Source organism: Mesobacillus sp. ABV4_180 (assembly GCF_056158485.1).
In genome coordinates this window covers 3,515,932-3,541,757 of the sequence record NZ_JBSWTJ010000001.1, presented here as the reverse complement: position 1 = coordinate 3,541,757, position 25,826 = coordinate 3,515,932, and the positions used below count along the sequence as shown (strand labels likewise).

The 25,826-nt window shown below is 43.0% G+C and carries 30 protein-coding genes; 19 read left to right on the top strand and 11 right to left on the bottom strand.

Annotated elements, in window-relative coordinates:
- Positions 1 to 44 precede the first annotated feature (44 nt).
- On the top strand, positions 45 to 836 hold the full coding sequence (locus tag ACXAEA_RS18115; RefSeq protein WP_475097254.1) for an enoyl-CoA hydratase: 792 nt from the start codon (positions 45 to 47) through the stop codon (positions 834 to 836).
- A 38-nt stretch (positions 837 to 874) separates the two neighbouring features.
- Here ACXAEA_RS18115 and ACXAEA_RS18110 read toward each other — a convergent pair whose 3' ends face one another.
- On the bottom strand, positions 875 to 1,060 hold the full coding sequence (locus tag ACXAEA_RS18110; protein WP_207499016.1) for a YhzD family protein: 186 nt from the start codon (positions 1,058 to 1,060) through the stop codon (positions 875 to 877).
- A 147-nt stretch (positions 1,061 to 1,207) separates the two neighbouring features.
- Here ACXAEA_RS18110 and ACXAEA_RS18105 point away from each other — a divergent pair, with 147 nt between their 5' ends.
- From ACXAEA_RS18105 to ACXAEA_RS18075, 7 genes are all read left to right on the top strand, one after another.
- Positions 1,208 to 2,107 carry an ABC transporter ATP-binding protein gene (locus ACXAEA_RS18105; RefSeq protein ID WP_475097253.1) on the top strand — a complete coding sequence of 300 codons (900 nt, stop codon included), beginning with the start codon at positions 1,208 to 1,210 and terminating at the stop codon, positions 2,105 to 2,107.
- A complete protein-coding gene (locus tag ACXAEA_RS18100; protein WP_475097252.1) occupies positions 2,100 to 3,353 on the top strand; it encodes an ABC transporter permease in 1,254 nt (417 codons plus the stop codon). Before ACXAEA_RS18105 ends, ACXAEA_RS18100 begins: the two co-directional genes overlap by 8 nt.
- Before the next feature lie 255 nt (positions 3,354 to 3,608).
- Positions 3,609 to 4,304 carry a Type 1 glutamine amidotransferase-like domain-containing protein gene (locus ACXAEA_RS18095; RefSeq protein ID WP_475097251.1) on the top strand — a complete coding sequence of 232 codons (696 nt, stop codon included), beginning with the start codon at positions 3,609 to 3,611 and terminating at the stop codon, positions 4,302 to 4,304.
- A gap of 119 nt (positions 4,305 to 4,423) precedes the next feature.
- Positions 4,424 to 5,647 carry a metallophosphoesterase family protein gene (locus ACXAEA_RS18090; protein ID WP_475097250.1) on the top strand — a complete coding sequence of 408 codons (1,224 nt, stop codon included), beginning with the start codon at positions 4,424 to 4,426 and terminating at the stop codon, positions 5,645 to 5,647.
- Between the two features lie 18 nt (positions 5,648 to 5,665).
- Positions 5,666 to 8,665, top strand: coding sequence for an ATP-binding protein (locus ACXAEA_RS18085; RefSeq protein ID WP_475097249.1), 3,000 nt, complete (start codon positions 5,666 to 5,668; stop codon positions 8,663 to 8,665).
- A gap of 76 nt (positions 8,666 to 8,741) precedes the next feature.
- Positions 8,742 to 9,686 (top strand): 3'-5' exoribonuclease YhaM, encoded by a 945-nt coding sequence (gene yhaM, locus ACXAEA_RS18080; RefSeq protein WP_475097248.1) that lies wholly within the window; start codon positions 8,742 to 8,744, stop codon positions 9,684 to 9,686.
- A gap of 140 nt (positions 9,687 to 9,826) precedes the next feature.
- On the top strand, positions 9,827 to 10,009 hold the full coding sequence (locus ACXAEA_RS18075; RefSeq protein WP_475097247.1) for a sporulation YhaL family protein: 183 nt from the start codon (positions 9,827 to 9,829) through the stop codon (positions 10,007 to 10,009).
- A gap of 65 nt (positions 10,010 to 10,074) precedes the next feature.
- Here ACXAEA_RS18075 and ACXAEA_RS18070 read toward each other — a convergent pair whose 3' ends face one another.
- Positions 10,075 to 10,956 (bottom strand): peptidylprolyl isomerase, encoded by an 882-nt coding sequence (locus tag ACXAEA_RS18070; protein WP_475097246.1) that lies wholly within the window; start codon positions 10,954 to 10,956, stop codon positions 10,075 to 10,077.
- A gap of 193 nt (positions 10,957 to 11,149) precedes the next feature.
- Here ACXAEA_RS18070 and ACXAEA_RS18065 point away from each other — a divergent pair, with 193 nt between their 5' ends.
- From ACXAEA_RS18065 to ACXAEA_RS18055, 3 genes are all read left to right on the top strand, one after another.
- Positions 11,150 to 11,230, top strand: coding sequence for a YjcZ family sporulation protein (locus tag ACXAEA_RS18065; RefSeq protein ID WP_207499173.1), 81 nt, complete (start codon positions 11,150 to 11,152; stop codon positions 11,228 to 11,230).
- Positions 11,231 to 11,319: 89 nt separating this feature from the next.
- Positions 11,320 to 11,403: a YjcZ family sporulation protein gene (locus ACXAEA_RS18060; RefSeq protein ID WP_110943592.1), complete on the top strand. Its 84-nt coding sequence runs from the start codon at positions 11,320 to 11,322 to the stop codon at positions 11,401 to 11,403.
- Between the two features lie 90 nt (positions 11,404 to 11,493).
- Complete coding sequence (locus tag ACXAEA_RS18055; protein WP_475097245.1) at positions 11,494 to 11,586, top strand: YjcZ family sporulation protein; 93 nt, start codon at positions 11,494 to 11,496, stop codon at positions 11,584 to 11,586.
- Positions 11,587 to 11,693: 107 nt separating this feature from the next.
- Here ACXAEA_RS18055 and ACXAEA_RS18050 read toward each other — a convergent pair whose 3' ends face one another.
- Positions 11,694 to 11,882: a hypothetical protein gene (locus ACXAEA_RS18050; protein WP_475097244.1), complete on the bottom strand. Its 189-nt coding sequence runs from the start codon at positions 11,880 to 11,882 to the stop codon at positions 11,694 to 11,696.
- Between the two features lie 108 nt (positions 11,883 to 11,990).
- Here ACXAEA_RS18050 and ACXAEA_RS18045 point away from each other — a divergent pair, with 108 nt between their 5' ends.
- On the top strand, positions 11,991 to 12,257 hold the full coding sequence (locus ACXAEA_RS18045; protein WP_475097243.1) for a DUF1878 family protein: 267 nt from the start codon (positions 11,991 to 11,993) through the stop codon (positions 12,255 to 12,257).
- Here the strand turns inward: ACXAEA_RS18045 and ACXAEA_RS18040 are convergent.
- Positions 12,219 to 12,794: an HTH-type transcriptional regulator Hpr gene (locus tag ACXAEA_RS18040; RefSeq protein ID WP_475097242.1), complete on the bottom strand. Its 576-nt coding sequence runs from the start codon at positions 12,792 to 12,794 to the stop codon at positions 12,219 to 12,221. The two genes, ACXAEA_RS18045 and ACXAEA_RS18040, sit on opposite strands and share 39 nt — an antisense overlap.
- Before the next feature lie 250 nt (positions 12,795 to 13,044).
- Entirely contained in the window at positions 13,045 to 13,410 is a 366-nt protein-coding gene (locus ACXAEA_RS18035; RefSeq protein ID WP_475097241.1) for a YtxH domain-containing protein, read from the bottom strand.
- 174 nt (positions 13,411 to 13,584) lie between these two features.
- Between ACXAEA_RS18035 and yhzF the strand changes: the two genes are divergently transcribed.
- On the top strand, positions 13,585 to 13,776 hold the full coding sequence (yhzF, locus tag ACXAEA_RS18030; protein WP_475097240.1) for a membrane protein YhzF: 192 nt from the start codon (positions 13,585 to 13,587) through the stop codon (positions 13,774 to 13,776).
- 138 nt (positions 13,777 to 13,914) lie between these two features.
- On the opposite strand, the gene ACXAEA_RS18025 is transcribed toward yhzF, so the two are convergent.
- The 3 genes from ACXAEA_RS18025 to ACXAEA_RS18015 all read right to left on the bottom strand — a co-directional run bounded on the left by ACXAEA_RS18025 (position 13,915) and on the right by ACXAEA_RS18015 (position 16,190).
- Entirely contained in the window at positions 13,915 to 14,433 is a 519-nt protein-coding gene (locus ACXAEA_RS18025; RefSeq protein ID WP_475097239.1) for a tryptophan transporter, read from the bottom strand.
- 124 nt (positions 14,434 to 14,557) lie between these two features.
- Positions 14,558 to 15,640, bottom strand: a complete 1,083-nt coding sequence (serC, locus tag ACXAEA_RS18020; protein ID WP_475097238.1) for a 3-phosphoserine/phosphohydroxythreonine transaminase — start codon at positions 15,638 to 15,640, stop codon at positions 14,558 to 14,560.
- Between the two features lie 130 nt (positions 15,641 to 15,770).
- On the bottom strand, positions 15,771 to 16,190 hold the full coding sequence (locus ACXAEA_RS18015) for an HIT family protein (RefSeq protein ID WP_475097237.1): 420 nt from the start codon (positions 16,188 to 16,190) through the stop codon (positions 15,771 to 15,773).
- Positions 16,191 to 16,811: 621 nt separating this feature from the next.
- Here ACXAEA_RS18015 and ACXAEA_RS18010 point away from each other — a divergent pair.
- The 3 genes from ACXAEA_RS18010 to ACXAEA_RS18000 all read left to right on the top strand — a co-directional run bounded on the left by ACXAEA_RS18010 (position 16,812) and on the right by ACXAEA_RS18000 (position 19,581).
- Complete coding sequence (locus ACXAEA_RS18010; protein WP_475097236.1) at positions 16,812 to 17,552, top strand: ABC transporter ATP-binding protein; 741 nt, start codon at positions 16,812 to 16,814, stop codon at positions 17,550 to 17,552.
- Positions 17,545 to 18,756 carry an ABC transporter permease gene (locus ACXAEA_RS18005; protein WP_475097235.1) on the top strand — a complete coding sequence of 404 codons (1,212 nt, stop codon included), beginning with the start codon at positions 17,545 to 17,547 and terminating at the stop codon, positions 18,754 to 18,756. The genes ACXAEA_RS18010 and ACXAEA_RS18005 overlap by 8 nt, the downstream gene beginning before the upstream one ends.
- 102 nt (positions 18,757 to 18,858) lie before the next feature.
- Positions 18,859 to 19,581 (top strand): EcsC family protein, encoded by a 723-nt coding sequence (locus ACXAEA_RS18000; protein WP_475097234.1) that lies wholly within the window; start codon positions 18,859 to 18,861, stop codon positions 19,579 to 19,581.
- A gap of 45 nt (positions 19,582 to 19,626) precedes the next feature.
- On the opposite strand, the gene ACXAEA_RS17995 is transcribed toward ACXAEA_RS18000, so the two are convergent.
- Both ACXAEA_RS17995 and ACXAEA_RS17990 read right to left on the bottom strand, forming a co-directional pair.
- Positions 19,627 to 20,844 carry a M20 family metallopeptidase gene (locus tag ACXAEA_RS17995; RefSeq protein WP_475097233.1) on the bottom strand — a complete coding sequence of 406 codons (1,218 nt, stop codon included), beginning with the start codon at positions 20,842 to 20,844 and terminating at the stop codon, positions 19,627 to 19,629.
- 155 nt (positions 20,845 to 20,999) lie between these two features.
- Positions 21,000 to 22,391, bottom strand: coding sequence for a hypothetical protein (locus tag ACXAEA_RS17990; protein ID WP_475097232.1), 1,392 nt, complete (start codon positions 22,389 to 22,391; stop codon positions 21,000 to 21,002).
- Between the two features lie 402 nt (positions 22,392 to 22,793).
- On the opposite strand from ACXAEA_RS17990, the gene liaF reads away from it, so the two are divergent.
- From liaF to ACXAEA_RS17975, 3 genes are read left to right on the top strand one after another with little or no spacing between them, the layout of a single operon-like run.
- Positions 22,794 to 23,564 (top strand): cell wall-active antibiotics response protein LiaF, encoded by a 771-nt coding sequence (liaF, locus tag ACXAEA_RS17985; RefSeq protein ID WP_475097231.1) that lies wholly within the window; start codon positions 22,794 to 22,796, stop codon positions 23,562 to 23,564.
- 11 nt (positions 23,565 to 23,575) lie between these two features.
- Positions 23,576 to 24,619, top strand: a complete 1,044-nt coding sequence (locus ACXAEA_RS17980) for a sensor histidine kinase (RefSeq protein ID WP_475097230.1) — start codon at positions 23,576 to 23,578, stop codon at positions 24,617 to 24,619.
- Positions 24,619 to 25,260: a response regulator gene (locus tag ACXAEA_RS17975; protein ID WP_475097229.1), complete on the top strand. Its 642-nt coding sequence runs from the start codon at positions 24,619 to 24,621 to the stop codon at positions 25,258 to 25,260. The genes ACXAEA_RS17980 and ACXAEA_RS17975 overlap by 1 nt, the downstream gene beginning before the upstream one ends.
- Positions 25,261 to 25,291: 31 nt before the next feature.
- On the opposite strand, the gene ACXAEA_RS17970 is transcribed toward ACXAEA_RS17975, so the two are convergent.
- The gene (locus tag ACXAEA_RS17970; protein WP_475097228.1) at positions 25,292 to 25,798 is read right to left on the bottom strand and encodes an antibiotic biosynthesis monooxygenase family protein; all 507 of its coding nucleotides are present in this window, start codon (positions 25,796 to 25,798) and stop codon (positions 25,292 to 25,294) included.
- Positions 25,799 to 25,826 lie beyond the last annotated feature (28 nt).

The following is a 25,826-nucleotide window of genomic DNA, read 5'->3' as shown; positions in this document are numbered from 1 at the left end:
GCCATTATAATGGACATATAAGCATATTAGGAGGGGGATGCAAGGTGACAATTGAATCTTCAACAGAGACTGTTAAACTGGCCGTTAATGGCCGTGTTGCAGTGCTGGAATTGAATAGGCCGGAAGCATTGAATGCACTGGATGTTGAAATGATTAAGGGAATTACATTTAACCTGAAAGAACTCTGCAAAACAGATGAGGTAGACATCGTTGTGATTAAAGGGGCCGGTCGTGCTTTTTCAGCCGGAGGAGATATTAAGACGATGCTTACAAGTACAAATGAAAGCGATTTCTATCATGTGATGGATCATATCCATGATATGATCGTGACTCTATACAGCATGCCAAAGGTAACAATCAGTGCAGTTACTGGAGCGGCTGCGGGCCTTGGATTCAGCCTTGCGCTGGCAACGGATTACATAATTGCTGAGCCATCGAGCAAGATTGCGATGAATTTTATTGGGATTGGCCTGATTCCGGATGGTGGCGGACACTTTTTCATGGAGGAGCGCCTTGGAGAAACGAAGGCAAAGCAGCTGATTTGGGAAGGCAAGACGCTTTCTGCAGCTGAGGCATTAAGGCTTGGGCTCGTAGATGAAGTGCCGGAAGGGGATTTTACCGATGCCGTTGAAGGAAAGGTTCAGGAATGGCTGGCAAAACCGGTACAGGCGATGATTAAAACGAAGAAAATCCTTGCAGAAAAAAACAGGCCATCGCTTTTGAAAATCCTTGAATTAGAAAAATATGGCCAGTCCAAAATGCGTGAAACTGAGGACCATCAGGAAGGAATCAAAGCGTTCCTCGAGAAAAGAAAACCAGACTTCAAAGGAAGATAGGCACAAAAAAAGCAAAGAGGAAAAACTCTTTGCTTTTCTTATGGACGAAAAAGGATCAGTTTTCCTCTTGGAGACGTGCAGCGGTGGGTCTTTTCGCTGAGATTTTTTTCTTCAAGCATTCTTGCGCCGATTTCTTTTGCTTCATCATCATTTCCGGCCTGGAACGATTCGTCGATCAGCTTTTCTCCATTTGGTTCAAAGGCTGTCAGCTTGTAAGTTTCCATAATAGAATCCCCTTTGTTATAAAATTCAGATGATTACTATTATTTTTGCATAATTTTTTTGAATATGCAAAATAAAAATTCTGAAGATATGAAACTATTTCCAGTCCGTCATCGTAGTAATTTAATGGGAGAAGGAGGAGAGAAAAAATGGTATTGAAGATCGATCATGTTACGAAACGATTTGGCGGTTTCACAGCCGTGGACCGACTGTCACTAAATATTCCAGAAAAAGAAATGTTCGGTTTCCTGGGAGCGAATGGTGCCGGAAAAACGACGACATTCCGAATGATCCTTGGTCTGCTTGATGCATCAGAAGGAAAGATTTCCTGGGACGGCAAACCGATTAATTATGAAAGTAGCAGCATCATCGGGTATTTGCCGGAGGAAAGAGGCCTTTATCCCAAGCTAAAAGTCCGCGACCAGATTGTCTATCTTGCCAGATTAAGAGGAATGCAGAAACAAGACGCTCTCAAGGAGCTTGAATATTGGCTTAAGCGCTTCAAGGTCCCAGAATATGCAGATAAAAAGGTAGAAGAGCTTTCAAAGGGAAATCAGCAAAAAATCCAATTCATAGCCGCGGTCATCCATAAACCGCAATTGCTGATCCTCGATGAGCCGTTCAGCGGTTTGGATCCTGTGAATGTTGAGCAATTAAAGGAAGCGGTGCTTGAGTTGAAAAATGCAGGTACGACGATCGTATTTGCGAGTCACCGCATGGAGCATGTTGAAGAAATGTGTGAGTATATTTGCATCATGCACAAAGGAAGCCCGGTCGTCCATGGTTCCCTTAAGGAAATCAAGAGATCCTTTGGAAAAAAGAATCTGGTCATCCATGCTGATTTTGATGCTGCTTTCCTGAAAGAGTATCCTGGAGTGACGAAGGCGAAGCTGACCGCAGAGGGGATCCATCTCCAAATCACAGGAGAGCAAGTTGCCGGAGATATATTGAAAGAGATCGTTGGCAAAGGTTTCATCCGTAAGTTTGTCCTTGAAGAACCAAGCCTGAATGATATTTTCATAGAAAAGGTGGGTGATTCATATGAATAATTTTTTCATCATCCTCATGCATACATACATGAGCAAACTGAAGACTAAATCTTTTATCGTTACGACAATCATTACCGTAGTGATTATGCTCGCACTCACGAATATGACAAACATCATCGACTTCTTCAATAAAGGTGATGACGCAGATAAAATTGCTGTCATCGACGGGACCGGCCAGCTTTTTGAGCCATTGAATGAGCAGATGAAAATGGTTAACGATGAGCTTGTTCTGGATAAGTTTGCTGGGGATGAAGAAGAAGCCCGGAGAGCTGTCGAGGAAGGGGATTATAAAGGCTTCCTTGAACTAAATCTGACCAATGAAGGTCTTCCGGCAGCTTCATACAAAGCGATGAGCATTGCCGACTCTACAATACCTGCAGAACTGCAGGCCGCATTGCAGCAGATTAAAACCGTGATGGCTTCCACACAGATCAACATCGCTCCAGAACAACTGGAGAAACTGTATGCACCTGTTGAATTTGAAAAAGCTGCTCTTGAAGAAGATGCCAAGACGGAAGAGGAGCTGAATCAGGCGAGAGGCCTTGTCTATGTGCTGCTTTTCATCATTTATTTTGCCGTTATCATGTACGCCAATATGATTGCGATGGAAGTGGCCACTGAAAAATCATCAAGAGTGATGGAAATCATGATATCCAGCGTTTCTCCTATTAAGCAAATGTTTGCGAAGATCCTCGGAATCGGCTTGTTAAGCTTGACTCAGCTCGCAGTTCTCTTGATTGTCGGATACATTTCAATCAAACAGAACCTTGAAAAAATGGAAGGCGGATTCTTTGAGTTTTTCGGTTTTGGAAATGTAGCTGGCAGCACCATCGCTTACGCTGTGATTTTCTTCATTTTAGGATATTTCCTATATGCGACAATGGCTGCATTCCTGGGCTCGCTAGTCAGCAGGATTGAAGATGTCCAGCAGATGATCACGCCAATGACGATGCTTGTTGTAGCTGGCTTCATGATGGCGATGTTTGGGCTGGGCCAGCCTGAAGCACCGTTTATCAGATACACATCATTCATTCCATTTTTCTCACCGATGCTGATGTTCCTGAGGGTGGGAATGCTGAATATACCTTTCTGGGAAATTGCCCTGTCAATCGGCATCCTGGTTGCCACGATTGCTTTCCTGGCCGTATTTGGTGCCAGGGTCTACCGCGGAGGAGTCTTGATGTACGGTAAATCCAATTCCTTCAAGGATATCAAAAAGGCCCTTCAGTTAACGAAGAATGAATAATAGTAAAAACACCGTAATTCTTCATAGGATTGCGGTATTTTTACAGGGATTTTGAGGTTTGCAGTGGAATAGTAACATGTGCCCGAAGTGAGAAGGAAACCAGGATGACGGTCACATAAAAGGCGAACATGTGCCCGAAGAGAAGGGAAAACCAGGATGAGGGTCACAAATAAGGCAAAAATGTGCCCGATGTAAAGAGGAAACTAAGATGCCGGTCACAAGATAAACCATACAATAATAGAAGGAGAGTGTTCTATGCGCCAGATCATTGCAATGGGGGGCGGGGGTTTTTCGATGGAGCCGGATAACCCGCTATTGGACTTATATATTCTAGGGCAATCGGAAAAACAGAAGCCAAAGGTATGCTTTGTGCCGACTGCCAGCGGGGATGCCGAAAATTACATTTTGCGATTTTATAAAGCTTTCGAATCCCATGAATGCATTCCGTCACATCTCTCGCTCTTCAGTCCGCCAACCAGGGATTTAGAAGCATATGTGATGGACAAAGACATCATTTATGTAGGGGGAGGCAACACAAAGAATCTGCTCGCTCTCTGGAGGGAGTGGGGGCTGGATGAAATCCTTAGGAAGGTATATCAGGAGGGTGTCCTTATGGCTGGCATCAGTGCGGGTTCGATTTGCTGGTTTGAGGAAGGAGTCTCCGATTCTTTTGGAGGAGGTCTGGAACCGCTGAAAAGCCTGGGGATTTTAAAAGGAAGCAACTGCCCGCATTATGATGGCGAAGCGGAGCGGCGGCCGGTGTATGAGCGGCTTATAGGTTCAGGAAAGATTGCGGGAGGGTTTGCCGCAGATGACGGGGCTGCCATGCATTTTATCAATGAAGAACTAGCCAGAGTTGTGAGTTCAAGATTAGATGCAAAAGCATACCAAGTCAGCCTGGAAGAGGGAAAAGCCGTAGAAAAAGTTTTGCAAACAACATATCTAGGATGAATCTGAACTGCAGTTCCATTTTGGGCTGCAGTTTTTTTGCAATCAAAAGGATAAGAACGTGCATTCGTATTTTTTAGGTGTTAAAATAAAGAAAATAAGGACGGGAAAGGAATATCTATATGAAACAGGTGAAGTTTTTACATACAGCCGATCTCCATCTTGACAGCCCGATGGTCGGACTGCGCTATTTGCCGAAAGCTGTTTTTCATCGGCTGCAGGAGAGCACGTTTAAAGCGCTGAAAAATATCACGGAAGCAGCAATAAAACATGAAGTTGATTTTGTCGTGATTGCCGGAGATCTTTTTGATGGCGAGGACAGAAGCATTCGTGCACAGGCTTATCTCCGCAATGAAATGGACAGGCTGAGGGAAAAAGGAATACAGGTTTACGCGATCCACGGCAACCACGATCATCTGGGAGGCAAGTCGGTCAACATAGATTTTCCCGACAATGTTCACTTTTTCAGAGACCAGATCGAACAGAAGATTTTCAGGAAAATGGATGGAACACTTGTGCATTTATACGGCTTCAGCTATCCTGAACGGCATGTTATGGAACGGTGGGTCGAGAAGTATGAAAAGGTTGATGGTGCAGACTATCATATCGGTTTGCTGCATGGCCATTTTGAGGGCGCCAGTGAGCATGGGAAGTACGCGCCTTTTCGCCTGACCGAACTGCTGGAAAAGGGATACGATTACTGGGCACTGGGACATATTCATAAAAGAACGCTACTATCTGAGCAGCCTCATGTCGTATATCCTGGAAACCCCCAGGGACGCAATCGAAAAGAACTTGGGGATAAAGGGGCGTACATCGTTTCCCTTAGACAAACAGGATCAGAGATCACATTTTTTGACACTGCCGATGTTATTTGGGAAGAAACCGTTATCGACGGAAGGAATGCAGCCAGCTTTAATGAAATCTATGAAAGCTGTCTCAAAGCCATTGATGAAAAAAGGAGAGAAGGCAAAGGGATTCTTTTATCCATCCAAACGGATCAACTTCGATCGGATTTGACAGACGTCAAAGAGAAAATCGATAATGGCGAGCTGATTGAGCTTCTTCAGGACGCTGAAAAAGACGAAGATTCTTTTGTCTGGGTACACCGGCTGACGTATTCAGAATTTGTCACTGCTGACCGTGGCGAGCTTATCAAGCAAAGCGATTTTTACGAAGAATTATTTAATACAATTGAACAATATGATGATATACATTCAGCGCTGTCTCCGTTATTCCAGCACAGCCAGGCCAGAAGGCATCTGGCTGTGCTGGAAGAAAGCGAAAAGGAACAACTGGTCACCGAAGCAGAGAAAATCCTGCTCCAGCTGCTGCTGAAAAATTAAAGAAAGGAGGCAGACTTGATGAAACTCATCGAATTACATATTTACGGTTACGGAAAGCTTGAAGATTATCGTCTCACTTCCTTAAATCAATTGCAGGTATTCTATGGTGAGAATGAAGCAGGAAAATCAACGATCATGTCGTTTATCCACAGCATCTTGTTCGGTTTTCCAGCAAGACAGAGTGCCGAATTGCGTTATGAGCCAAAGAACAATTCTAAATATGGGGGCAAAATTAAAGCCTTCTTCCCTGATGCAGGAATAGCTGTCATCGAAAGAGTCAAGGGCAAGGCTTCTGGAGATGTGACTGTATCGCTCGAGGATGGAACGATTGGCGGAGAGGACTTGCTGAAGGATTTGTTGAACCGGATGGATAAAAGCATCTATCAGGCTATTTTTTCTTTCAACGTTCACGGTTTGCAAAATATCCAGAGCATGAAGGGAGAGGAGCTTGGAAAGTATTTGTTTTCAGCGGGAACACTTGGTACAGACAAGCTTTTCAATACAGAGAGCAGACTGTTAAAAGATATGGAGCAGCGATTCAAGCCTGGCGGAAAAAAACCTTCCTTGAATGAGAAATTGAAAAAATTGAAGGAAGTCCAGACTTCATTGAAAAATGCTGAACAGCAAAATGAACAATACACAGAGCTGATGAAAGAGAAGGCATTCTTGAACGGCAGAATCTCACAGCTGAATAGTGAAGTTGCACAATTAGAGCAAGAAGGAATAAAACTTCGTGATTTTAAGCGGAATGAGCATCTGGTCGTCGAAGCCGCTGGTCTTCAACTAAGGCTGGATGAGCACGGGTCAGGAGCATTCCCGCAGGATGGACTTGCGCGTTTTGAAAAATTCGATCAGCAGTTAAAGCCAGTCCAGGCAAGAATGTTATGGATCGAAGAAAAAATGGATGTCTTAAAAGAGGACTCCGAAAGATCCACGCCAAACGCTGAATTGCTGGGTGTGGAGGCGGAAATCGAATCGCGGCTGGAGAAGCTTCCTTTATACGAACAGCTAAAGCAGGAAAAAAGGCTTCTTGAATTGAAAATGGAAGAACTGATGGAAGAAATCAGCAAAATTAATGATTATTTGTACACTGATTTTAACGAGGATAATATTCTTGATGTAAACACTAGTGTTTTTATAAAAGAACAAGCTGAAATGATTCAGCATGCAGAACAAAGGTTAATGGAAAAAAAGCTGGAACTTGAATCTGAATTTGAAGATGAGAAAATTATGTTAGCTGAGCTGGAAGCCAGTGCATCGTCCATACAACAGGAATTTCTGGCAGAAGAGCACCGTAACCATTTGCTGAAAAGCTTGGAGGTCCTTGAAAATAAGGAGAAAATCCAATCCGATTTGAATCATGCCAAAGAGCAGATCGTTGCACATAAAAACAGGGTGAGAAATGAAGAAAACATAAGGACGGACCAGAAGAAGAAAGACTTATATCAGCTTCTTTTGCTTGGAGGCATTTTCCTGATCGTATTAATATGGGGGATTGCCAACAGCATGTGGCTGCTGGCCACAGTTGGCATAGCAGGATGTGTAATCCTGTTTTCAATTCATTTTAAGGCAGAAAAAACTGCAGGCAAAGAAGGCATGGATGATTTTCTTGCCGAATTGCTGGAACGTGAAAAGGAACTGGCAGCTTTGCTTGGCAAGCAGCCTGCTGGCAGTCTTGTTTCAATTAAAGGCCAATTGGAAAAGGATGATCATACAAGGCAGCGGCATCGTGAACTGCTTGTGAAAATAGAGCAGCAGCATGCAAGGTTTGAAAGAGCCGTTCAGCAATTTGAAAAATGGGAAATGGATGATGGTGCCAATAAACAGAAAAAATCCGAATTGTTGAGACAGTTCAAACTTTCGGAGATCAATGGCCATATAAAAGTTTTAGATGCCTATATGTTGATTGAAAAGCAAAAACAGTTTTTTCGAGAAAGAACAAGAAAGATGGAGAAGCTAAAAACAATTTCACTGTCCATCGAGGAGATGGAAGCCAGCTTGAAAAATCTGGCACAACGTTTTCTGCATAACAGCAACCTGTCTCCTTTGGAAACGGCCGCTCTATTGAAAAAGAATGTCAGGGAAGCAATTGACCAAAAAGCAAAATATCATGAACTGATCGTCAAAATGGAAGAACTGGAGGAAGAGTATTCTTCACTTGAAAAGGAAAAGCATGTGCTGAATCATGAAAAAGAACATTTACTAATGCAGGCTGAAGCTGCTGATGAAGAAGAGTTCCGCCATAAAGCCAAAAAAGATGAAATGGTGAAAAGCCTGGGTGCACGGATAGCGGATTTAAATCACCAGCTTACCGCCTCGGGAATGACAAAGTCAGATTGTGAGCAGATTTTAAACGGCGCTTCACTAGAAGAACGACTCAAAGATAATGCTGTTGCTATCGATAAGGTCAAAAAAGAACTGTCAGAGCAGTTTGACAGGGCTGCGAATGTAAACCATAAGATGGCTGTCCTTGAAGAGGGCGGGACTTACAGTCAATTGCTCCATCAATATAAACAGCTGGAGCATGAGTTTGCGGAGGATGCCAGGGAATGGGCAAAATATGCCATCGCAAAAGATATCCTTTCAAGGACAATTGACAGCTACAAAGATGAAAGGATGCCGAGGATGCTGACCCAGGCTGAAAGATTCCTCTCCGTTTTGACTGATGGAGACTATATCAGAATTATTCCTCAGGCTGCAGGGAGCGGTTTCTTGATTGAAAGGAAGGACCATATGCTGTTCGAGGCAAATGAGCTCAGCCAGGCAACTGCAGAACAAGTATATGTATCCATCAGGCTGGCTCTTGCATCAGGCAATTATGACCGCTATCCGTTCCCGATCATTATCGATGACAGTTTTGTCAATTTTGACCATAAAAGGACGGAGCGCATCATAGGCTTGCTTCGCGAGATGAGCAATAACCAGATTTTAATTTTCACATGCCATCGCCATCTGCTCGGCCATTTTACAGAAAATGAGGTTCTTAAACTAGAAAAAAAAAGCCTGAACATAGTTTAAAATCTGATGTTTCAGAGAATCAAAGACAATAGACTCTGTATGGTATACTGTTGCAGAGAGGAGAGGTCGGTAAAAGATGAATAAAGGAATTTTGAACCATGAAACTGGGGAACAAGCAGAGTTGTTTTTACTGATTAAGCACTCGACCAAAGGAATTGCAAGCAATGGAAAACCATTTTTAACCTTAATCCTTCAGGACCAAAGCGGGGAGATTGAGGCAAAGCTTTGGGATGTATCAGAGGGCGATGAGGTCACCTACAGCGCAGAAAATATTGTGAAAGTGCATGGAGATATCCAGAACTATCGCGGCCGAAACCAGCTAAAGATCAGACAGATCCGGCCAGCAACCCCTGCTGATTCTGTGAAACTATCTGATTTCCTTGAAACAGCTCCAGTCAGCCAGGATGAAATGAACAGCAAGTTGACGCAATATATTTTTGACATGAAAAATCCTAATATCCAGAGGATAACAAGGCATCTATTAAAGAAACATCATCAGGCCTTCATGGAATACCCGGCTGCAACGAAAAATCATCATGAGTTTGTTTCAGGGCTTGCGTTCCACGTTGTATCGATGCTTGATCTGGCAAAATCAATCGCAGGACTCTATCCTAGCCTTGATAAAGACCTTTTGTATGCTGGAGTCATCCTGCACGATCTTGGCAAGGTATTTGAACTTTCCGGCCCGATTTCAACAACCTATACAGTAGAGGGGAATTTGCTGGGGCATATATCAATCATGGTAAATGAAATTGGCAAAGCAGCTGAAGAACTTGGAATCTCGGGGGAGGAAGTAGTCATCCTTCAGCATATGGTCCTATCCCACCATGGAAAAGCTGAATGGGGCAGCCCGAAACCACCGCTGATCAAAGAAGCGGAAATCCTGCACTACATCGATAACCTTGATGCAAAAATGAACATGCTGGACCGGGCACTTGCACGGGTCAAGCCAGGTGAATTTTCCGAAAGAGTTTTTGCGCTTGATAATCGTTCTTTTTACAAGCCAGTTTTTCATAAATAGGATCCAAAGCAGCCCTTCCATACAATGGAGGGGTTTTTTGTATAACTATTTTTCCTGGAGAGTCATATTACAAAAAGAACTTCATATTAATACTGTAAGAGTTCAATTTGGACAACCTTTTAAATGGAGGGTATTAAAAAATGTCAATTCCAATCTGGGTAATAGCGGTCGCAGCAGGAATCGTATTCAGTGCTTTCATGGCGGTGAAAACAGGGAAGGAAGAAAGGGAACAGGAAATGGAAAGCATTGAACGTGAGGGAGAGCTTTATATGAAGAGGCTTGAAATAGAAAAAGAACGCCGGGAAAATTCGGCGGAAGCATAAAAAAAACGCACTGGCTTCGCTGAAGAAGCCAGTGCGTTTTTTTTATGTTTTAATCGTTTGCCGTTTTATGGTTGTGTTGGTGCTTCCGCTTCCGGGAATTTGGCAGCACCCTCAAGATCCTTGTCCTTGATCTTAACGCCTGCAGCATCAAGCTCACGCTTCAGAACTTCTTGGATCTTATTGGAGTCAAGCTGTGCAAGTTTCAATTCATACTCTAATTCGTCTTTCATTTTATCGTATGATTCTTTTTCTTTCTTTTCAGTTACCTTGATGATGTGGAAACCGTGCTGTGATTTAACAGGCTCACTGATTTTGTTCACTTCAAGTGCGTATGCAGCTTCTTCGAATTCAGGAACCATTTTTCCAGGACCAAAGAATCCAAGATCTCCGCCTTGTGCAGCTGAACCAGGATCTTCTGAATATTCCTTCGCTAAATCTTCAAATTTTGCGCCGCCGTCCAGTTTCTTTTTGACTTCCTGCGCAGTCTTTTCATCCTTTACAAGGATATGGCTAGCCTTGATTTCAGGCTTGTACTCTTCATAGCGCTTTTTGACTTCTTCTTCACTGACTTTTACATCTTTAAGTGCTGCTTTTTCCATCAGAAGCTGATCGCGAAGGACGTCTTTAAGTTCTTCTTCATCTTTAAGCTGGTTCTGTTGAAGGACTAGTTCGAAGTTTTCCCCTAATTCTTCTTTAAGTTCAGCAACCTTTGCATCCACTTCTTTGTCAGTTACCTTATAATTTTCAGCAAGGACTTTCTGGTAAAGCAATTCCTGAAGTGCCTGCTCTCCATATTTTTCTTTCATTGATTGGTAAAGTTCTTCTTTTGTGATATTGCCTGCTTTAGATTCAACGATTACTTCTGAAGAATCCCCATTATCGTTGCTGCATGCGCTCATTCCGATAACTCCGGCTGCTACCGTGAGGGAAATTATCATTTTTTTCATGGTGAACATCTCCTAAACAGAAAATTCTAGTGGGCTTTTCCAATCCACAAACTCTACTATAACATAATTTCAATTATCTACAAAAAATTAGCTATGGATTTTTTTTCCTGCGTCCAGAAGATGGGCATACATCTATACCATCTCCGCGAATGTGCATAGGATGTAGGGAAGATAAAAAAGGAGGTAATGAATTATGGGCCAATGCAATTCGGGATTCGCGTTAATCGTTGTCCTGTTCATTTTGTTGATAATCGTCGGTGCGTCATTCTGCTGATCAATAAATAACATAAAAGCGGGATAACTGCCTATGCGTAAATGAACTCACTTGAATAAGATATCTTACTCTTGGAAGGAGGTGTTAATATGGGTGCAGGATACGGCAGCGGCTTTGCATTAATTGTCGTGTTATTCATTCTGTTAATCATTGTGGGTGCAGCTTGGCTTTAATTCTTGAGTAGAGTATGGGGGACAGCTCGGCCCCTGTACTCTGACAATTGAATGTTAAGGCAAGTTCGTAAGCAGGAAGGAGGAACCTCAATGTCTGGAGGAGGCTTTGGACAGGGCGGCGGCTTTGCATTACTGGTTGTCTTGTTCATTCTTTTAATCATCATCGGTGCAGCATGGCTGTAAGCAAATGATGTGGCAATGCTTGCAGCATGCCTTAATCGAAATAACAAGGCTCGCATGTAACTAAAATAAAAAGCGGTGAGGGAAGCCTCACCGCTTAATTTATGTAGTCACGTATACAAAATTTCAATGAAGGATGAAATCAGCAAGATTGTAACTAATATATTGATCGTCCTGAAAATTTTAGCATGTCTGTCTTCTGGGATCTCCTTCTGGATGCAGAGGGAATCGGTTAGCTTATTTATATAGAAAAGAATGAAAGCTGCAAAAAGAACAAACACAAATAAAATGGAGATCATCGAAGAATCCCTCCTTATCAATCTTTTTATCTTAAATACAATAACAAATATTTTAAGAAAAAGATAGTTTTTTATAATGGCATATGCCTGGGGGAACAGATTTAGAAGTTGCTGATTGATAAAGGAGTTACACAGCAGGTAGCAGATTCAATCCTGAAAACTTGTGAGAATGTGAGCATAATGATGGAAGAACAAAAAGCGGAATGGTGTATGTATTTTCATCCGCTTTATAAGACGTATTCAGTTTTGGTCCAGCCAAAACTGCAGCCAGAGGAAGTTTTCAAAAGCTTGCTGGGCACAGGGGTTCCTTCCTCTTGTGAAGGAGTTAAGAATGTATTAAACATACTCCTTTTCGGCCGGATTGATCTTTTTTAGAGTCCCATCTTGATCGGAAAACTTGTTGTCTATATTTGAAAAAGATTTCTCGAAAATTTCCATGAAATCGTCGCCATAGATATTTCGGACGATTGCCATGATTTCAATGATATCCGGGAACTTTCCATAAAGCTCTTTCAATGGCATTGCCCCGGAGAAAACAGCATTTTTATCAGGTTCATAGCTTTCCATCAATGCCAGCAGCACGCCTTCGCCTTCTTCTGTAAGCTGGATATAGGTATTTCGTTTGTCGCTTTCTTTCTTGGAAAACTTTAAATATCCCCGTTCTTCAAGCTTTTTCGAGAAGTTGAAAGCTGTGGATACATGCATAACCCCGAACTTAGCAACATCAGATATAGACGCCCCGTTCAAATGGTAAGCAATCCATAAGATATGATGCTCATTAATATTCAGGTCGAACGGCTTGATCCATTGCTGCCAATCCTTCTCGACAGACTTCCAAAGCGCTTTGCTTAACTGGGCAACTCTCTGGCTAAACATCATTGCTTCCTTCATAGAATAATTCTTGTCTCCCATTCTCATATTCACCTACTTTATTGTTTCTATTTTCATTATGCCAATAAAACAAAAATTAATAAAGATATAAATTTACAAAATTTTTTGAATTTGTTAAATTCCGTCCAAAGTCGGGTTGTTTTTATGTAATTATTTAATTGTTATAACAAATATGCCATTTGCATAATATATCTTTCTTGATAAAAAAGGAAAATCCTTCCCGGTAAAAAAATTTACTGAATGGGAAGGATTCACTTTCACTTACATAAATTTATTTTGGTTGTGAGGATGCAAGTTCTGTTTCCAATTCTTTTATTGATGCTTCCAATTCCATGATATCTTTTTGAAGTTCAATTTTGTTGGATTCAGTATGCAATTTCCATTCGAAGATTGCAGTTTTTACACCGGTAATGAATGTTTGGATACCTTCTTTACCGTCTTTTGAAGCAGTGGCAACAGAATCCTTCACTTCCATTACAGCATTTTTTACATCCTTGATTGATCCCATGAATTCATTTTTATTAGCTATAAGAGTTCCTCTCGTTTCAAATCCGGATCTTGGGGCTGTCAAGAGTGTAGCGACTCCTGCTGTGACACCGCCAACGAGCATCCCCATCATTAATGATTTCACCTTCATATTTGACCACCTCATCATTTTCTGTATATGTTCTCCAAAAGGGTGTGAATTCCTCTTTTCTTCTATATTTAATTTCCTATTTTCGGTCAAATAAACGTATTATGCTTCATAGCCTTAAATTAACAGGCATAAAAATAAAGTAAGGCTGTTTGTTTCAGGAAGGAGAGGAGGAGAATGGGGATTTTCACAAGTGTGGTATTTCTTGTCAGCGTTGCTTTTTTTGTTGGAGCGGTCCATAATCTCCTTGCACTAGGTAAACCAGGGATGTATCCTCCAAAGGCACTGATCAGAAAAAGAGCAGGATCGCTGGCAGGCGGAGGAGCGGTCTTGTTATTGATTGGGATCATTTTTTACTCATTCCAGTGATATTAAGAAAAGCGCAAGCGTTTTGGTCAGCCCCGACAAGCGTTGAAGGGCCGACCTGTAAAGCCGCTCTTTGATTTCACTTGGCGGACAACTTTACAAAGAAAGCCCCTGTCCTTACCAGGACAGGGGCTTTGATTATTAATTAACTTCTGCAAGTTTTGCTCTTTTAAAAATGTTTGAGGCCACTGGATAAAGAATCGCCATAAATATTGCATTGAAGGCTGCTGCAGGAAGGACGACTGCTGCGAATAATGCAGTGAATGGTCCTGGAAGGCCGACTAGGAAGTAGGCAGATCCGAGGAAAACAATCCCGGATACAATGGTTCCGATTGCCGTCAGGGCAGCTGCGGTGTATACAGAAAATCTAAAATTCTTTAGTGCCAGCAGGATTCCGAAAAAAACAAACGCAGTAACAGGTTTGTCGATGATGTTCGGAACAAGGCCTCCTGGGAAAGTAGTAGTCAGTCCTGAAATCAATCCAGTTACGGCTCCAACTAATAACACACTCTTTTTGTCAGGGAAAAGGACAATCCCAAGGAACATCATGGTGAGCATCATATCAGGCTTCATTCCAAGGAAAAAACCTGGAACGACAGCATGCAGCACAGCTCCCATCCCCACTAATAGTGATAATGCAACAAGATTCTTCGTATTCATTTCTCATCTCTCCTCTGCTATTCTAGCTAACTGGAACTTCTCCTGCAGTGCTCTCTGTGCCTGCAGCGAAAAGCTTGGTACAATTATAACACATATTTTAATGGAGTACAGGATTAATAATTTGTTAATTTCTCCTCCTGAAATCAGCCATGAAATTCGCCAGTTTTTCAACATGCTCGAGCGGGACAGCATTATAGATCGAAGCCCTGCATCCTCCAACCGACCTGTGGCCTGCAAGGCCGATGAAGCCGGATTCTTCAGCATCATGCAGGAAGGAGTCTGTCAATTCTTCATTGTCCAAAGTGAAGGTAATATTCATGAGGGAACGGCTTCCTTTTTCAGCATGGCCTGTGTAGAATCCACCGCTACGGTCTATGGCATCATACAGCAAAGCAGCCTTCTGATGATTCATCTTTTCAAGCTGTGATACTCCGCCCAATGATTCTGCCCACTCAAGAACAAGCATCAAGAAATAAACGGATAGAGTAGGCGGGGTATTGTATAAAGATTTTGAAGAGGCATGGACCTGATAATTGAGCATGGTTGGCAGATCCTTTTTTGACCGTTTAAGCAAATCTCTATGAATGATGACAACAGTGACACCGGACGGACCAAGGTTTTTCTGGGCACCTGCATAGATAAGGCCAAAAGATGGCAGATTAAGAGGCCGGCTCAGGATATCACTGGACATATCGGCTACAAGGGGGACAGTCAACCCTTCAGGGAAAGTGTGCCACTGCGTTCCGAAGATGGTATTGTTCGTAGTAATATGGAGATAGGCTGCATCGTTTTTAACGTGGATTTCTGAGATGCTGGGAATTGATTTGTAATTGTTATGTTTAGAAGAGGCAGTTTCAACAGCATGACCAATTCTCCGGGCTTCCTCCAGCGCTTTCTCGGACCATGTTCCAGTAACGACATAGCTCGCTGATGCATCTTTTTCGAGCAGGTTCAATGGAACCATCGAAAACTGGAGGCTGGCACCACCCTGGAGAAAGAGGATTTCGTACTCATCAGGAATGGCGAGCAGGCTCCGCAATAGATTTCTTGTGCGATCGTTGATTTCCTCGAATTCCTTGCTGCGATGGCTGAGCTCCATTACCGCCATGCCGCTGCCCTGGTAATTCATCATTTCTTTTTCCGCTTTTACAAGCACAGCTTCAGGCAAAGAAGCTGGTCCTGCATTAAAGTTTAATGCACGTTTCAATGTCATCCCCCCGAAATCATCAAAATACGGTCATTCATTAATGTGTTAAAGTTATTATCATGCTAACAGAATTCACAGAGAAATTCTAATGTTTTCAGAAAAATTAAAAAAACTCCCTCGGCAAGGGAGTTTACAGTTTGCTGTTAATTTCAGCGGCGATAGTTTTGTAATCGTCAGGTGCATATTCATCCTGGTGTGTTTTCCACACTGCACCAAAGCCATCGCCTTTTCCGTAGCGAGGGATCAAATGCATGTGGAAGTGAAATACAGACTGGCCGGCTGCTTCGCCATTATTTTGCAAAACATTTAGCCCGATTGGATCAAACGCAGAATTGATTGCTCTCGCAACTTTAGGTACCGCCTTGAAAAAGTCGGCAGCAATCTCGTCCGTTAATTCATAGACATTCTCTTTATGTACTTTTGGGATCACAAGGGTATGCCCTTTTGTTACCTGGCTGATGTCAAGGAATGCAAGGACATTCTCATCCTCATATACTTTGGCTGAAGGGATTTCTCCATTGATTATTTTGCAGAAAATACAATCACTCATTTCATTCCACCCTTTTCGCATTTTTTGAACAGACCAGCTTTTGAGTGCCTTGGGTTTGCATATAGGGCACCATCCGCTTTTTTATGGTATTTTATCACATTTTACCAGTAAACATAAAGAAAGAAAGGACAGGATCCGCATGGAATCCTGTCCCTGAAGGGGAGCTAACTACTGTTCATTTACGTTCTCAGCAGGCTTACCTTTGATAAACACCTCATTTTGAATTTATAAAAATGATGGGTTATTCAGTACCTGGTTCAATCGGACCATCCCCTGTCTGCTTTAGTAGGTTTCACAACTTATAAAGCGGGAAGTGATCTGCGACACACACCTCATTTCAAAATGTGGAGTGATGTTACTGAACGGCTGGGTTAACATTTACGTAGCGCAATGCAACCATCCCCTTATTTGAACGTTGAAATCAGTGAGCTTATAAATCGAATTAATTGTCTTTAACAGACACCTCATCTCGAAATATTGCTTGTTTCCCCTTCAAAAATTATGATGCCCCGATTATCGGGTTATATGCTAAAAAGTTTTATGAAAAGTTGAAGCTTTTCCTAAATGAAATGAATTTGTTAAAATAACGGTACACGAATACGAATCGGAAGGGCGTTGTCGATGTCTTTATTGGAAATCAATCAGGTAACCGGAGGCTATACTAGAAATCCGGTTTTGAAAAATGTAAGCTTTACTGTGAATCCGAATGAGATTGTTGGATTGATTGGTCTGAATGGTGCCGGGAAAAGCACAACGATCAAGCACGTGATTGGCCTCATGGAACCACATCAGGGTGATATCAAAATTAATGGCAAAACATTCATTGAGGACCGGGAAGAATACAGGAAGCAATTCACTTTTGTTCCGGAAACGCCAATTCTGTATGATGAATTGACACTGGAAGAGCATCTGCGGATGACTGCTATGGCTTATGGCCTCGAGGAAAAGGAGTATAAGCAGCGAATCGAAGTGCTGCTGAAAGAGTTCAGGATGAGCAAGAGGCTGAAATGGTTCCCGGCTCACTTTTCAAAAGGGATGAAGCAGAAGGTAATGATCATGTGTGCATTTCTTGTGCAGCCGTCTCTTTATATTGTGGATGAGCCATTTGTCGGGCTCGACCCGCTTGGGATCCAATCCTTGCTTGATTTGATGAACAAGATGAAGGAAAACGGAGCAGGCATTTTAATGTCCACCCATATCCTCGCCACGGCAGAACGGTACTGCGACCGTTTTGTTATCCTGCATAATGGAGAGGTCAGGGCACACGGGACCCTTGAGGAGCTCAGGGAACAGTTTAAGATGCCCGGTGCAAACCTCGATGATCTGTATATCCAGCTGACAAAGGAAGAAGACTATGTTTAATCCGGATGTCTTATGGAAAGAACGGTTTGGCGCATTTGCAAAGGAAACCGGAAGTTATTTACGATATATCTTCAATGGGCATTTAGTCATTGTTGTCCTTTTTCTGATCGGAACGGCAGCTTTTTACTATCAGGAGTGGATCAAGACACTGCAGCCGGATTTTCCAGCTGCATGGATCATCGCTTTGGTACTTGCGGGTGTGCTTACATATAGTCCAATCCAGACATTTTTGACTGAAGCAGATAAAATCTTCCTGTTGCCGCTGGAAACCCGGCTTGCCGATTATTTCAGGAAATCGATCATATTCAGCTTAAGTCTTCAGTCGTATATGCTGCTGCTTGTGCTGGCCGTATTAATGCCGCTCCATGTCAAAGTGCATGGGGCAGACTTCAAATCATTTTTCATCCTGTTGCTTGTCCTTGTTCTCATTAAAATGATAAATATCCTGACCCGTTGGAACATACAGTATTTTATTGAGACAAGCGTTAAAGTGACAGACAATGTTATTCGTTATTGTATCAATGCCGTACTTCTGTATTTCCTGTTTTCTGGTGCCAATCTCATTTTTGCCGCGATTCCCGCTGGAGTTCTTATCCTGCTCTATTTGTATTATAAGAAGCAGACGAAAGAAAAGGGGCTTAAGTGGGAGCAGCTGATCGAAGATGAAGAAAAGCGGATGAATGCTTTTTATCGTGTCGCGAATCTGTTCACCGATGTTCCTAAACTGCGCGACCGCACAAAAAGGCGAAAGTGGCTTGATTGGCTGGTCAATCTGATTCCTTACAGACAAGACCTTACTTTCAGCCATTTATACTTAAGGACTTTTGCAAGGGCGGGGGACTATTTTGGCTTGCTCGTCAGGCTTACCATGATCGGCGCAGGTGCCCTTTACTTTTTCACATATGGGCCGGGACAAATCCTGCTTGCCCTGCTGTTCATGTACTTGACAGGCTTCCAGCTGCTGCCGTTATTTAACCATCATCAAAACAAGCTTTGGGTGAGCTTATATCCTGTCCCTGAAAAAACAAGGAAGAAATCATTCTCCAGACTCCTCCTTATTGTATTGATATTCCAGTCGGTGATTTTTGCGGCGGCTGTCATGGTAAAAGGGGATCTGCTTCTGGCAGCGATTGTTTTAGCTGCAGGTATTGCCTTCTCGTTGTTTTTTGTTTATTTTTACAGCCAGACCAAGCTAAAATCATAATTTGAAATCCTTTTCGTATAGGCTCTATGCTTTTATGAAAAGGATTTTTTTTGAAACTATTTTTGGCTTGCAGCGTAATAGTAACAACAAGGAGTGAATAGCTTGAATGAATATGAGCTGAAAGTTTATGAAGAGGTTCTCGCATGGAAACGGAAGCTGAAAAAACGGTCCGGGATTCTGGCAAGGGTATCCAAGAAGGCACAGACAAAAGTGAATGAGCTGATTCCGGAAAAAGTCCATCAAATATTAACGGAAAGTATTAAGAATATGGTCAAGGCGACTCTTGCAGGATCGAACTTTACGACGAAAAAACAACAGGGTGCAGGGATGACCCTTGCCGAAAAAGATGATCTTCTGCAAAGAAAGCTGGCAGCCTTCAGGAAAACAGCTGCTGTAGAGGGGGCTGGTACAGGAGCCGGCGGATTCCTGCTAGGGGCGGCTGACTTTCCGCTGCTTTTATCCATTAAAATGAAGTTCCTGTTTGATGCTGCTTCTGTATATGGATTTGATCCTTCAGAATATGAAGAACGACTTTTCGTTTTATACGTATTCCAACTTGCCTTCTCGAGTGATGAGAAGCGAAAAGAGATCCTGGAAGTGATTGAAAGCTGGGATACTCAGAAAGCAAAGTTGATGGAAGTGAATTGGCAGCAGTTCCAGCAAGAATACAGGGACTATATTGATTTCGTAAAAATGCTGCAGCTTATGCCGGGGATTGGCGCAGTTGTAGGAGCTTACGCAAATTATAATCTTCTCGACCAGCTTGGTGAAACGGCGATGAATGCCTACAGGCTGAGAATACTGCAAACACCCCCGCAGTTTTAATTGGCAGGGGTGTTTTTTTCTAGATTTTCGGGTCGAGTTTACTGCTTATGCCAGTGTCTCGCGTTTTTCAAGATAATGCTTTTCCTGGGTCTGATAGAAGATTGCTGCTGCACATAGAGTTTTTGCCGCAATTACCATTGCTTTTTCGTCAAAATCGAACTTAGGATGATGGTGTGGATATGAACCTGAGGTTTCAGGTTTTGCACCCGTGAAGAAGAAGGTTCCTTTAACATGCTGCAAATAGTAGGCAAAGTCTTCACCGCCCATTTGCGGTTCGCTTTCTTCAATCTTTTTCACTTCAGGCACTTTTGATGCGCAATCAATGAGGAATTCAGTTTCTGCTGCATGGTTTACAACAGCAGGATAGCCTTTGTCATAAAGGTAGTCGTACGAGCAGTCAGTTGCCAGGCATGTACCGTGGACAACTTTTTCGATTTCAGATGCAATGAAATCTCTTGTCGTCTCATTAAAAGTCCTCACCGTTCCAATCAACTTAGCTTTATCTGCGATCACGTTAAAAGCATTATCTGCGACAAAGGAGCCAATCGTCACGACCGCTGAATCGACCGGATTTACTCGTCTGCTGACGATTTGCTGCAGGTTTGTCACCATTTGTGCTCCTGCGACGATGGCATCCTTTGTTTTATGCGGCTGCGCGCCGTGTCCGCCCTTTCCCTGAATGGCGATTTCAAACCGGTCAGCAGCTGCCATGATTGGACCAATTCTGTATTGGATGGTTCCTGTTGGTTCACTGGCCCATAAATGGGTGCCAAAGATGGCATCTACTCCTTCAAGGCAGCCATCTTCAATCATCGAGATCGCCCCGCCTGGAGCATACTCTTCAGCGTGCTGGTGGATCATCACATATGTTCCATGGAGATTTTCCCTCGCTTCAAAGAGTGCTTTTGCAAGAACCAATAAAGTCGCGGTATGTCCATCATGTCCGCATGCATGCATTACACCGGGAACTAGTGATTTATATGGTACATCTTTTTCATCCTGAATCGGAAGGGCATCAAAATCAGCTCTCAGGGCAACTGTCTTTCCAGGTTTGGCACCATGGATTTTTGCGACAACGCCATTGCCTCTGACGCCCCCTTTGACTTCAATACCAAGTTTCTCATAATATGCCTGGATATAATTTGCCGTGTTCACTTCCTGGAAAGACAATTCAGGGTGTTGGTGCAAAAAGCGGCGGATTTCCACCATTTCCGGGTAAAGGTTTTCGATTTTTCTAAAAAGCTGATCTTGCAAATGATTCATCTCCTTAAGAAAAATAATTTGATAATTGAAATAATTATAACACTTCCAGATTAATAGAATAAACTTTTTACCTTACAGCACAAAGAAGCTTCCGGAATGGAAGCTTCATATATAAATGGAGCCTAAATGGCATCCAGTATTTTGTTCTTAGTCAGCTAGATTAGGAACATTGCCACTATTGTTGTGGCCACGAGACCGATTGTAACGGGAATAAGGTTTCTTCTAGCCAATTCAAATGGGTCGACACCGCAAATCGCAGCAGCAGGAATCAGCGCCCATGGAACCAGTGTGCCGCCGCCTACCCATATAGCAGCAATTTGGCCGAGGGCAGTCAAAGTTGCCGCTCCTGCTCCTATGGCAGTCGAGAAAATCGTTGCCACCGAACCTGCCAGGGAGATTCCTGAGAAACCTGAACCGTCCAGGCCTGTGATGGCACCTACTGCCGTCAAAGTCACTGCACCGACTTCAGCGCTAAGTGGGACGACAGAGGCCAATGCTACACCGAGGTCATTGACGATACCGCCTGAAGTTTCAGGGAGGAATTCGCCTATGATCTTTGTGAAACCTGAGTCGCCGAGATAAAAGAACGCTGCGATTGGAATGACAGCTCCGAAAACCTTGAAGCCAAATTGGAATCCGTCAATAAGATAGCTGGTCGTTTTTTCGAGGCCCTTGTTTTTATGTGCAGCAAGGGAAATGAGCAAGAGAATGAAAATTGAAGTACCGCCTACAAGGGCTGTTGCGTCACCACCCTGTAAGTCGAGCATGGACATGGCTGCGACATCTGCAGCAAATAAAACCGGGATCAACAGGGCAAAAAACTTTTTGGCCCCATCTGACAGCAAGCCTGGCTCGCTGGTATTCTGGATATCAAAATCAAGCGATTCGCCAACTTTTAACTTGCCGTTTTTCATATCTCTTTTTAATAGATAGAAGGCGGTAATCGTGGTTACTACGCCCATGACAATGACAAGGGGGATACTGGCCTGCACAACCGAGCTGACGGGAATGCCAGCTGCATCAGCAGTCAGCTTAGGTGCAGCCTGGATGACAAAGTCGCCTGATAGTGCAATTCCGTGTCCAAAGAGGTTCATCGCGACTGCAACGCCAAGTGCTGGAAGTCCGACCCTCACAGCAACCGGAAGAAGTACAGCCCCCATCAAAGCTACAGCTGGAGACGGCCAGAAGAACCAGGAAATGACCATCATTAAGATCCCGATTGTCCAGTAAGCAAGCGCCGGGGTCCTGATCAGCTTAGCGAACGGGGATATCATCGCATCGTTTATTCCCGTTACGGTCAGGGTCCTGCTCATCGCAACGATAATCGAAATAACCAGAATAGTAGGCAAGAGCTCCGTAATCGCGTAAATAAAACTATTGAATATGCTGCTGACAGATTCGCTCAGTGACCCTGTCGCCACTATGGCCAACAAAAATATTCCAATGATGGATACAAGCGTTGTATCTCTCTTCATGACCATGAAGCCCAGGATCAGAAATATAAACAAGACATAAATCCAATGAAGTGCTGTTAACTCTATGAGCATATAAAATTCTCCTTTCTACAAAAATCACATGGAATGCCATTTTTGCGAATTATAGGCAAATATCCTAATTGAGTACTACAGGATATGATGCGAACAGAAAGTTGTGAGAGGTATGGAAAATTATTTAATACGGATCAAAAGTAATCATTTTACTTCGAGAATTGTCCAGCTCCAGCGCTTGTCCGGGCTGACCAAGGCGCTTACGCTTTTCTTTTCAGTCTGCAGACGGAGGCAAATAGCTTCTCGAGAGGGTCGAGCAGTGATGGTCGCTCCTGTAGAATTTAATTAAGTTGAAAGCTAATTAGAAATAAGAAAACTTGAACGGATTTTTAGGTTGAAACAGGAATTATCCAATCATAAAAAGAATTAGAGAGTAGGATAGGAAGAAAGAAGGGGAATCTGTTGCGAAATCGTTCCATGAATCAGATTGCTTTGGCCGTTATATTATCAGGCCTTGGAATCATTCTTTTACTGGTTAATTTAGGTGTCATTTCCTTGGAAATAAAAGAGCTTTTTGTCGTAATCTATCCTTTTGTATTGTTCGTTTATGGATTGGTGGAGCTCTCGAGGCGCCAATTCTGGTGGGGATCTTTCCTGCTGATCTTTTCATCCCTCCTGATGATGGGCCGATTCGAACTCATTGTTTTTCACTTCCTTGATGTTTGGAAGCTCTGGCCACTCCTGCTGGTCTTCATTGGAATCAGTATACTGTTCAGGAAAAGCAAAATAAAAATCGTTTATCAAACAGACTTTCCGTCTTCGCCAGAGGTAAAAGATCCCTCAGTCGCTGAACATAACTCCGTGAAGAAAATCAGGGGAGTATCGGTGGGGAAAGTGACATTCAAGCAGCCAAATTGGGCAGTGGAGCCGATGGATTTATATAATATGGTCGGCGATTATTTTATTGATTTCAGCAAAGGTTTCATACCTGACAGGGAAACTCCAATAAAAGTAAGAGGCTGGGTTGGAGAAGTGAAAATGCTTATCCCCGAAGATGTACCAGTAAAGATCAGTGCCGTTGTGGGTGTCGGGGAAGTGAAGCTGTTTGATTATGCACCTGAGCAGATAAAGCACGTTATTGCATATAAATCAGATGAATATGATGAAGCGATCAGGAAATTGAATATTACGATCGAACTGAAAATCGGTTCAGTCCGGATCGATCGGGTATAGGGGGGGAGATTATGAAGCAAATGACCAGCATTCGGTTATGGTTTATGCAAACATTCTTGCTGATGGCTTTCTTTTCTTCTCTCATTCTCTTTATCGGACTTCAAATCTACATATTCATAGTACCGGATAGCGGCATTTCAATGACGATGACTATCTTTATCTGGCTATATTGTCTTCTGGTATTGGCTGCTGCAGGTTTTTATTTCAGTTTAAGAGGGAGCTATGCAATCAAGGGACGTCTCAGCGACATTCTGTTATTTATTACCGCATTGCGCAGGGGGAAGTATTCAGAAAGAATCCAAACCTACGAAAAAGATGAGATTGGGCTTATTTCCGAAGAACTTAATCAGCTCTCAGAATACCTTCAGGAACAAGTTCAATCTTTGCAGCGATTAGCGGAAGAAAAGACAGAGCTTTCACAAACTGCAAAAACAGCGGCGACGATGGAAGAACGGCAGCGGCTTGCCAGAGACCTGCATGATGTAGTCAGCCAGCAGCTGTTTGCACTCAGCATGATGTCTTCAGCATCACTTAGGCTTTTTGATAAGGAGCCGGATAAGGCGCGTAAGCAATTAGAGCAAATTTCAGAAATCGCCGGCAAGGCACAAGGGGAAATGCGAGCTTTGCTACTTCACTTGCGGCCTGTTCAACTTAGTGGCGAGAGTCTGTGTGAAGGGATCATAAAACTGATTCAAGAGTTGAAGCAAAAAACCAGCCTGACGTTCGAAGCGAGTATTGATGAAATTGATAAGATCTCAAAGGCTGCGGAGGAACATCTTTTTCGCATTGTCCAGGAAGCATTATCAAATATCCTCCGCCATGCCGATGCGACAAAGGTGAAATTAGTGCTCACCGAGGATGACGGCACTATTTTCCTGTACATAGGCGACAATGGAAAAGGCTTTGACATCCTGGAAGAAAAAATGGCCTCTTATGGACTGAAAACGATGCGGGAACGCTGTGAGCAAATAGGAGGTACATATAATATCCGTTCAAAAGCCCTTGAAGGAACATATATTGAAATTAGGATACCTGCCTTGAGGAGGGAAGAGTAGTGGGGAAGATCAGAGTTGCGGTAGTAGATGATCATGAAATGGTCCGGAAAGGGATTCTTTCCTATTTGGAGACAGAACCAGAAATCGAAATTGTTGGAGAAGCTGACAGCGGGAAGAAGGCAGTTTCACTTGTGAAAGACACGGAGCCCGATGTTGTCCTCATGGATCTATTAATGGAAAATGGAACTGGAATCGATGCGACACGGGAAATTCTTAGTTTTTTTCCTGAATGCAAAATCATTATCATTACAAGCTTTTATGACGACGAACAAGTTTTTCCGGCAATTGAGGCAGGAGCATTCAGCTATATGCTGAAAACCGCGACTGCATCGGAAATCGTTAAAGCGATTGAAAAAGCAGCAAGAGGAGAAGCTGTCATTGAACCAAAAGTCGCAAACCGGATGATGAAAAGGTTGAGGGCTCCAGAACGCAAGCCACATGATGAGCTGACAGAAAGGGAACTGGATGTCTTGAAATGCATTGGCGAAGGGATGACCAACCAGCAAATCAGCGAAGAGTTATTCATTGGAGTCAAGACCGTCAAAACTCATGTATCCAATATCCTTGGCAAGCTGGGGATATCCGACAGGACACAGGCAGCAGTATACGCGAACAGGAATGGTTTGATCAAAAATACATGAAATGGGAGGGGCAGACACGCCCCTCCCATTTCTATTCTCCTAGATAATACTTTGAGACATAAGATGCACTTTCGAAAATATTTGGCCTTGCCGCATCGATTCCAGCTTCAGTTCCGCGGTTCTTATGCGCCTGGTCATACGCCTTCGATTTCTGCCAGTTTTCAAATGCTCCTTCAGATTCCCAGATGGTCAAAATGATATATGTGTTGGAGGTCATGGGACGCAGCACGCGGATTGCCACAAATCCTGGCTCGTTCTCAATCAATCTCGGCCTGTTCAGGAAGCGATCCTCAAAAAGCGGGCGTCCTTCATCCGTTACAGGAATATTATTCAAAACGGCAAAGCCATGCTGTCCAAGAGAACCGGCAGAATCAATCACTTCATATTTGCGTGGTGAACTGAACACGGTTTTCCCATTTGTCTCATGAACAAGAATGGATGATTCGTTATTGTTCATCAGGACCATTGTTTCCCCACTGTGCTTTTCTTTAATTTTTTGCAGAAAATCTGCTGTTCCGGAAGTTATATACAGATTCATTATTCCACCTCATTATCTTAATTGTGAT